This is a genomic window from Hymenobacter negativus (assembly GCF_017571495.1).
GTDB lineage: Bacteria > Bacteroidota > Bacteroidia > Cytophagales > Hymenobacteraceae > Hymenobacter > Hymenobacter negativus.
In genome coordinates, this window is sequence record NZ_JAGETZ010000032.1 from 1 (window position 1) to 3,079 (window position 3,079).

Sequence of the window (3,079 nt, forward strand, 5' to 3'; positions counted from 1 at the left end):
AAACACTTAAAACGCAAAATGCCCCGGGCGGCTGGTGAAAGCGGCGCGGGGCATTGGGCAACAAGGTTGGCGGCGACCGACTCTCCCACCGGTGAAGGCAGTACCATAGGCGCACCGGGGCTTAACGGCTCTGTTCGGAATGGGAAGAGGTGAACACCCGGGCTAAAGCCACCATTGCTGGCGGGTTGGTTCGTGTTCTGGTGAACCAACGCAATAACTCGACATAAGGGGACAAAAACGAAGCGCTGGTCGCGCACTTGACGATTATACAGAGAAGCCCTCGGCCACTTAGTACGGCTCAGCTATTGTGTTTCCACTTGTTCACCTGCCGCCTATCCACGTCGTCATCTCCGACGGGCCTTCAATTGGGAAATCTCATCTCCAGGGGAGTTTCGCACTTAGATGCTTTCAGCGCTTATCTCGTCCCAGCGTAGCTACCCGGCGCTGCACCTGGCGGTACAACCGGCGCACCAGCGGCTGGTCCATCCCGGTCCTCTCGTACTAAGGACAGGTCCTGTCAAATTTCCAACGCCCACCACAGATAGGGACCGAACTGTCTCACGACGTTCTGAACCCAGCTCGCGTGCCACTTTAATCGGCGAACAGCCGAACCCTTGGGACCTTCTCCAGCCCCAGGACGTGACGAGCCGACATCGAGGTGCCAAACCTCCCCGTCGATATGAGCTCTTGGGGGAGATCAGCCTGTTATCCCCGGCGTACCTTTTATCCTTTGAGCGATGGCCCTTCCATGCGGAACCACCGGATCACTATATCCGTCTTTCGACCCTGCTCGGCTAGTCGGCCTCACAGTCAAGCCCGCTTCTGCTATTGCGCTCTGCGTCCGGTTACCAAGCGGACTGAGCGGACCTTTGAAAGCCTCCGATACGCTTTTGGAGGCGACCACCCCAGTCAAACTACCCAGCAGCCACTGTCTCCCGGGATTCCGGGATTAGGCATCAGGCACAGTAAGGGCGGTATTTCAACGTCGGCTCCCCGAGAACTAGCGTCCCCGGCTCAGCGCCTCCCGCCTATGCTACACATACTGAACCCAACACCAATGGCAACCTATAGTAAAGGTGCACGGGGTCTTTCCGTCCCGTGGCGGGTACTCGGCATCTTCACCGAGACTACAATTTCACCGAGCTCACGGCTGAGACAGCGCCCAGATCGTTACACCATTCGTGCAGGTCGGAACTTACCCGACAAGGAATTTCGCTACCTTAGGACCGTTATAGTTACGGCCGCCGTTTACCGGGGCTTCGATTCAAACCTTCGCCTTGCGACTAAGTTCCCCTCTTAACCTTCCGGCACCGGGCAGGTGTCAGACCTTATACGTCCGCTTGCGCGTTAGCAAAGTCATGTGTTTTTGTTAAACAGTCGCCTGGGCCTTTTCACTGCGGCTTCTGGTATTGCTACCAGGAAGCGACCCTTCTCCCGAAGTTACAGGTCCATTTTGCCGAGTTCCTTGGCCGTGATTCACTCGAGCGCCTCAGGATACTCTCCTTGACTACCTGTGTCGGTTTGCGGTACGGGTAATAACAGAATTAAAACGCTTAGCAGGTTTTCTTGGCAGTCGGATTAGGCACACTATCCGCGTGACCCGAAGGTCGTACGGTACTATCAGCTTTCGGCTAGGTCCGCGTACTTAACTACGGTCCCAATACCTACGGCCTTCAACGGGCACTTCCGTCCGCCCGCGGTGCTTTCACTTCTGCGTCACTGCATCACTTTCTGTCATTAGTACAGGAATATTAACCTGCTGTCCATCGAGTTCACCTTTCGGCTGCCCCTTAGGTCCCGACTAACCCAGCTCCGATTAGCGTTGAGCTGGAAACCTTAGTCTATCGGCGTGCGGGTTTCTCACCCGCATTATCGTTACTCATGCCTACATATGCTTTTCTCCACGCTCCAACATGCCTGACGACACGCCTTCACCGCAAGGAGAATGCTCCCCTACCACGTGACGGTCTTGCACGTCACATCCAAAGCTTCGGTACTAGATTTGATGCCCGCGTATTATCGATGCCCGGTCGCTCGACCAGTGAGCTGTTACGCACTCTTTAAAGGAATGGCTGCTTCCAAGCCAACCTCCTGGCTGTCAAAGCAACTGGACCTCCTTTGTTCAACTTAATCTAGATTTAGGGACCTTAGCTGTTGGTCTGGGTTCTTTCCCTCTCGGCCGGGGACCTTAGCACCCCAGGCCTCACTGCCGTGTATAGCCAATGGCATTCGGAGTTCATCAGGATTCGGTAGGCTCTGACACCCCCTAGTCCTATTGGTAGCTCTACCTCCATTGACCTTCACCACGACGCTGTACCTCAATACATTTCGGGGAGTACGAGCTATTTCTCAGTTTGATTGGCCTTTCACCCCTACCCTCAAGTCATCCAAATCCTTTTCAACGGAAACTGGTTCGGTCCTCCAGTGCCTGTTACGGCACCTTCAACCTGCTCAAGGGTAGCTCACAAAGTTTCGCGTCTACCCCCCCCGACTGCGCGCCCTGTTCAGACTCGCTTTCGCTGCGGCTCCGGACCTTAAAGTCCTTAACCTTGCCGGGGAGGAGTAACTCGTAGGCTCATTATGCAAAAGGCACGCTATCAGGCCACTAAAGCCCTCTAACTGCTTGTAAGCACACGGTTTCAGGTTCTTTTCACTCCGGTATTCCCGGTTCTTTTCACCTTTCCCTCACGGTACTAGTTCACTATCGGTGTCTCAGGAGTATGTAGCCTTAGCGGATGGTGCCGCTCGATTCAGACGGGGTTTCTCCGGCCCCGCCCTACTCAGGATCCCGCTACCGTGAATCAGAATTGTCGCTTACCGGGCTCTCACCGTCTATGGCCTGCTTTCCCAAGCAGTTCAGCTAACTCGATTCAATCAGATGTCGCGGTCCTACAACCCCGGATTGGCCGTAACCAACCCGGTTTGGGCTCCTCCCCGTTCGCTCGCCACTACTTGGGGAATCATTGTTATTTTCTTTTCCTGCAGGTACTTAGATGTTTCAGTTCCCTGCGTTTGCCATCGCTAGTCAAGCTAGTCGATTCTCGACTCTTCCAGTCGAGGGGTTGCCCCATTCGGAAAT

At 54.9% G+C, this 3,079-nt stretch carries 2 rRNA genes; both read right to left on the bottom strand.

The features are described 5' to 3' along the window. Positions 1 to 64: 64 nt before the first annotated feature. A 5S ribosomal RNA gene (rrf, locus tag J4E00_RS29260) occupies positions 65 to 176 on the bottom strand. Between the two features lie 92 nt (positions 177 to 268). After that, positions 269 to 3,079: ribosomal RNA gene (locus J4E00_RS29265) — 23S ribosomal RNA — on the bottom strand; the annotation flags it as partial.